The organism is Acidovorax sp. (assembly GCF_046339755.1).
In the GTDB taxonomy this organism is placed as follows: Bacteria; Pseudomonadota; Gammaproteobacteria; order Burkholderiales; family Burkholderiaceae_C; genus Acidovorax.
Genome location: NZ_JBKDTZ010000418.1, coordinates 1 through 5,251 on the forward strand (window position 1 = coordinate 1; position 5,251 = coordinate 5,251).

General features: G+C 64.0%; 6 protein-coding genes. 4 read left to right on the forward strand and 2 right to left on the reverse strand.

Annotated elements, in window-relative coordinates:
• Nucleotides 1-250 (forward strand): nuclear transport factor 2 family protein (locus tag ACK59X_RS35815; RefSeq protein ID WP_409964350.1); only part of this gene is annotated, 250 nt, incomplete at its 5' end.
• A gap of 58 nt (nt 251-308) precedes the next feature.
• Nucleotides 309-578 carry a hypothetical protein gene (locus ACK59X_RS35820; RefSeq protein WP_409964351.1) on the forward strand — a complete coding sequence of 90 codons (270 nt, stop codon included), beginning with the start codon at nt 309-311 and terminating at the stop codon, nt 576-578.
• Between the two features lie 55 nt (nt 579-633).
• Here ACK59X_RS35820 and xseB read toward each other — a convergent pair whose 3' ends face one another.
• Nucleotides 634-915, reverse strand: coding sequence for an exodeoxyribonuclease VII small subunit (gene xseB / locus ACK59X_RS35825; RefSeq protein WP_409964352.1), 282 nt, complete (start codon nt 913-915; stop codon nt 634-636).
• Nucleotides 912-2,657, reverse strand: coding sequence for an exodeoxyribonuclease VII large subunit (gene xseA / locus ACK59X_RS35830; RefSeq protein ID WP_409964353.1), 1,746 nt, complete (start codon nt 2,655-2,657; stop codon nt 912-914). The genes xseB and xseA overlap by 4 nt, the downstream gene beginning before the upstream one ends.
• Before the next feature lie 499 nt (nt 2,658-3,156).
• Between xseA and imuA the strand changes: the two genes are divergently transcribed.
• Both imuA and ACK59X_RS35840 read left to right on the forward strand, forming a co-directional pair.
• On the forward strand, nt 3,157-3,984 hold the full coding sequence (gene imuA / locus ACK59X_RS35835; protein ID WP_409964354.1) for a translesion DNA synthesis-associated protein ImuA: 828 nt from the start codon (nt 3,157-3,159) through the stop codon (nt 3,982-3,984).
• Entirely contained in the window at nt 3,929-5,239 is a 1,311-nt protein-coding gene (locus ACK59X_RS35840) for a Y-family DNA polymerase (protein WP_409964355.1), read from the forward strand. The genes imuA and ACK59X_RS35840 overlap by 56 nt, the downstream gene beginning before the upstream one ends.
• Nucleotides 5,240-5,251: the final 12 nt, after the last annotated feature.

Below are 5,251 nucleotides of genomic sequence, written 5' to 3' on the forward strand. Positions count from 1 at the left end.
GACTTTCGTGGGCGATCAGACGCTGCGCGGTAAGGAAGCCGTTCGCCGATGGATGCCCACTGCGTACCCTGAGCCACCGGTGTTCAAGGTGCACCATATGGTGGCGGAGAACGATTGGCTCATCGCCATCGGCGAGATCACCCTGAAGAACGACACAGGCCAGCCCGTACGGCATTCCTACAGTGACGTCTGGCGCTTCAAGGACGGCAAGCTGGACAAACTGCAGGCCTTCGTGATTCCCATGGAGTGATGCGCCTACCTGAACGGGGCGCATAGCGCCATCGTGAAGGTGTGACTACTATCTCCCCATGCTGCTCACCCTGCACATCATCAAGATCGAGTCCGGGGACTACCGAGCCCACGTGATGGAAGGTGCCCAGCATCTCGGCGACTATGAGACGACGAGCATTGCCGACGCAATTCGCCTGGCAGCAGAAAATCCTCTCCCCGACTTGGCGGGGTTCCACCTCTGGTACGAGCATGTTTCAGTTGGCAGCGTGACTGCAGGCGACATGCGAAGCGATTCCGACGCGCTGGCGCGACGCCTGGTTGAACTTCATGCACTCTTCAAGAACTGACCATGGGAAGGAATCGTTATTGAACGAAGGATCGACGGCAGGTCATCAGCGGCGTTCAGAACGGTATATCGTCCTCGCCGTCTGGAGCCTGCTGCTCCTTCGGCGCGCTGGCGCGGGATCTAGATGCCTTGCCATCGGAGGCCTTCTGTTGCGCCCCACCCAGCGCCTTCTCCAAAGCCTTCTCAACCGCATCAATGCGCTCCTGGCACACCTTGTACGCGGCCACGGACTCCTCGACGATGCTGAGCAGGTCATCGATGTTGGGCTCGGACTGCTGCCGCAGTGTTTGGGCATGGCGCTGCAAGACGCTGTACGACTGTTTGAACGTGGTGCTCATGGCCTATCGTCCTCTCGGAGCTGCGCGCTCCGAACTCCATCTCTGAACTGAATGGTGACCTGCGCCTCGGTGCTGGATGCACTGGTGATGGCATTGCCATCGGCGTCACGCACGAGGGCGAAGCCGCGGCTCAAGGTCTTTTCTGGCCCCTGCCCTGCGATCTCGCGCATGAGGGCCTGCGTATTGGTCTTGGCGGTGACCACGGCCTGGCGAGACCGCGTCGCAACATCATCGAATGCGCGGTTGGCTGCATCCGCCACGAACCGCAGATCGGCCTTTGCCTTGTCGAGCACGTAGGCTTGGTTGGTCTGGATGCTGGCACGAGCGGTCTGCAGCGACTGCCTAGCCTCGGCCCGGATCTCGGCCAGGGCTGCCGGCACGGCACTGCGGGCTTGGGACAGTTGCTGGGCTGCCAGGCGGCGCACATCGTTGAACTGGCGTTCTGTGCCTTCCGCTGCTGTACGCACTGCATGTGCTGCATCGAGCTGGGTCTGGGCCAACAACTCGCGAGCATCCTGCCGGCTGCGAGCCACCTCCTGCCGTGCTCCCGATTCAATGGCGGCATAGTGCTCCACCACGGTACGGCGGGCCCCACTCACCGTCTTGGTCGCATCGCGGATCACGTCAGCAAACAACGCCTTGGCCTCCTGGGCACGCTGCAAGATCAGTCGCTCAATCCCTGCGATGACTTTCGATGGCGTGTCATAGCGGATATGCGCAACCTCATCGAGCACCGTGTTGTCGCGCTCATGACCAATGCCGGTGAGTACTGGCACCTCCAGCTCGCAGACCGTGCGCACCAGAGCATAGTCGTTGAGCCACGCCATGTCGTTGATAGCGCCGCCACCACGGATGATCACCACTGCGTCGGGCAAGGGGTCACTGTCTTCATCATCCGTGCCCATGCGGGTCAGGGCATCCAACATCGCCCGTCGGATCTCCGCTGCAGCGCCGTCACCTTGGAAGCGGCTGTGCACATACACAAAGCGACAGATACCCAAGGCCTGCAGACGGCTGGCTTCTGATTGAAAGTCTCCCAGCCCAGCTCCACCTTCAGGAGCGACCACCAGTACCAGGTTGTAGTCCCAGGGCGCTGGCAACTGGCGGTTGAGATCGAACAGGCCCTCGCCCTGCAGGCGCTCACGGATTTCGCGCTTGCGGGCTTCCAGGTCGCCCAGCGTGTATTCGGAGTCGATGGCATCGACCTCGATGCTGAAGCCGAACTGGGGTTTGAACACGGGCCGGGCTCGCACAAGCAGCTTGATACCCGGGCCAATCTGCGCCCCTGTGGCCGACTCGAACTTGGGCAGGATCTGGCTGGCCGTGCTGGCCCAGATGACGGCATTCGCTTTGGCGGTGATCACCCCGGAGGCATCACGCTCGGACACCTCCAGATAGACATGGCCGTTGCGCACCCGGGTGTCCACCACCTCTACCAAAGTCCAGACTCCCGCCTTGAATGCCTGGGCCACGGCTGCGGAGACGCCCTGCAGCAGTTGCGAGAGTGGCAAGCCCTTCTTGCTGGGCACGGCCAGATCATGGGACTCTGCCGGAGCTGGAGCGAGCAGATCTCTGGATGTGCTGGGGACAGCGGCACCGCCATCGGAAAGCCATTGGGAGAACGGAGCCAGGTCGCGCCCCTCAGGCACGTACCACTGTCGGCGACCCGGGTCCCATCGGGCGCCGAGCGCCTTCACCCTGTCCTTATCCGCAAAGGACGAGACGAGATAGGTGTCGCTCATGCCGCTGTCGGTAGCGCTGACGGTGCCTCAGACTGGCCTTGACGCCAAGCACCCATATCAGCGAACTCCCTGGTGCAGCCGGAACACACCAGCCTCTCGCCGTAGCGCATCACCCCCTGGCCATCGCGCTCAACCACCCTGCGGTAGTTGGTCGAGCCACAGTAGCCGCAGCGGTTCACAGGAGCAATTCGGTCGGTTTCCATCGTTTTCATTTATACAAAAGTCCGCTCGAGTTGAGTCGAAGCCCCCACTCTTTTACGAGAAGAATTCTGCTCGCAGCGGAAACCTGGCCGGCAACTCGGGAATTGCCCGGTGCGGAAAAAATTCGAGGCACCTCTCAAAACCTGCCACCGCGGCGGAGCTTGTGGCTGCTGCACCTGCTGCTATCAATACCTGCAAGGCCCACCCGGCGGCCCTGGTGGCAAGGGGTTTCGGCCTACACCTGCTGACATTTCCGCCGATATACTGTGCTTTTATACAGTGAATTCTACAGTCCTCCATGTCGACCCTCGCCCTATGGCAAGAAGGCCCCGAGCCTTCGCCAGGCCCACCTGCCGTCGTTGCACCGGAAGAGCTCACCAGAGCCCTGCCAGTGCACGTGGCCGAGGCCGTGTGGCGCGGGACGGAGCTGGGCAAAGTGGACTCGCGCGTTGTCAGCAGCGGCTTTCCTGTCCTTGATGCCGAGCTTCCCGGCGGTGGCTGGCCAACCCGCAGCCTGACCGAGCTGCTGCTTCCGCAGTCCGCCATTTGCGAGTGGCGCCTGCTGGGGCCGGCGGTGCCCTCCCTTCTCGCGGAGGAAGGAAGCACTGTCTACCTCGTCTCGCCCCCAAAGCAGCCCAACGCTCCCGGGCTCGCCCAGCTGGGCGTGACCCCGGACCGGCTGGTCTGGATTGAGGTCAAGGGGCCTGCGGACAGGCTATGGGTGGCCGAGCAGCTCATCAAGTCCGACCCCTGCGGCGCCGTGCTGGTCTGGCTGCCCCAGGCGCGTCCAGAGCAGTTGCGCCGGCTGCAGGTGCACGCGCAAAGCTGTGATGCCCCCGTGTTCATCGTTCGTCCAGAGACGGCTCTGCGGGACACCTCTGCGGCCCCGCTGCGCGTCTCCGTGGCGCTCGGCGCTGGCTGGAACATCGACGTGCGCATCCGCAAGCGCCGCGGTGCCACGTTCGATGGTGTCCTTGAGTTGCCCGCGATGCCCAGCAACCTGGACATCGTCATCCCGCCGCGATTGCGCACGCTGCCTGTTCCCAGGCCGGCGCGTGAGGAGGTGCCCCATGCATTGGGCAGCCTTGCTACCAATCCAGCTTCCAAGCTCCGCGTCCCCCATTGATGCAGCATCTCTCGGCACATGGGCACTTCAGTTCACACCGCGCGTCGCGGTGTGTGAGGAAGGCGTCCTCGTCGAGGTAGAGGCCAGCGGCCGGCTGTTTGGCGGGTTACCCCGCCTGCGCGAGCTCATCGAGCAAGGCGCGGCGGAGCTGGGTGCTCGGGTGGCATGGGCTCCCACGGGCTTGGGCGCGCTGTCCCTTGTGCGCGCTGAAGTGGCGGACGGCTTCAAAGGCCCGTGGCAGAAGGTGCTCGACAAGCTGCCGCTGACGGCGTTGAGCGCGGTGGCGGCCCACCAGGCAACGCTTGCCCGCGTCGGCTGCCGCACTCTGGGCGATGTCCGCGCATTGCCGCGGGGAGGCATCAGCCGGCGGTTCAGCAAGGAACTGCTCGCAGCCCTGGACTTGGCCTATGGGCTGCGGCCGGAGACGTATGCGTGGGTCACCATCCCGGAGAGCTTTCATGCGCGGTTGGAGCTGATGTCGCGGGTGGAGAGTGCGCCTGCGCTGCTGTTTGGCGCCAGGCGGCTTCTGTTGCAGATGTCGGGGTGGTTGCAGGCCAGGCGGCTCGGCGCGACCGCGTACACATTCCGCTGGTGCCACGATGTGATGCGGGCCAAGGATGCTGGTACCGGTGGCGAGCTGGTCATCAGGACGGCCGTCCCCACGCAGAACGTAGAGCACCTGGGCAAGCTGCTTGCGGAGCACCTGGCGAAGGTCACGCTGCTCGCGCCGGCGGGTGACATCGAACTTCTGGCGACAGAGGTCCTGCCCGTCGTGGAAGAAAGCCGCTCCTTCTTGCCCGAGGTGCGCCGCAAGGGCGCCTCCACCGGGCTCGCGCTTGAACGCATGCAGGCAAGGTTTGGAGACGACTGCATCCGCCGCCCCCTGGTCTGCGCAGACCATCGGCTGGAGCATGGGCAGCTGTGGTCCCACACTGATGCCGAGAAGCCCGCGAAAGCGCCTTCCTCGAACTCGTATGACTTGCCTCAGCCGAGCTGGTTGCTCGTGGAGCCGCTTCGCCTCGTTGAGCGTGACCACCGCCCCCAATACCAGGGTCCGCTGCAGCTGCTTTTGGGCCCCGACCGCATCGAGGGCGGCTGGTGGCACCGCGCGCAGGAGAGCGGCGAAGAAATCACGCTCAACGTGCAGCGCGATTACTACCTGGCGCTCAGCCCGCATGCCGGCGTGCTGTGGGTTTTCCAGGCACGCCTGGCGGCCGAGGAGACGGCTTGGTTTCTCCAGGGGCATTTCGCATGACTGCCCGTGCAC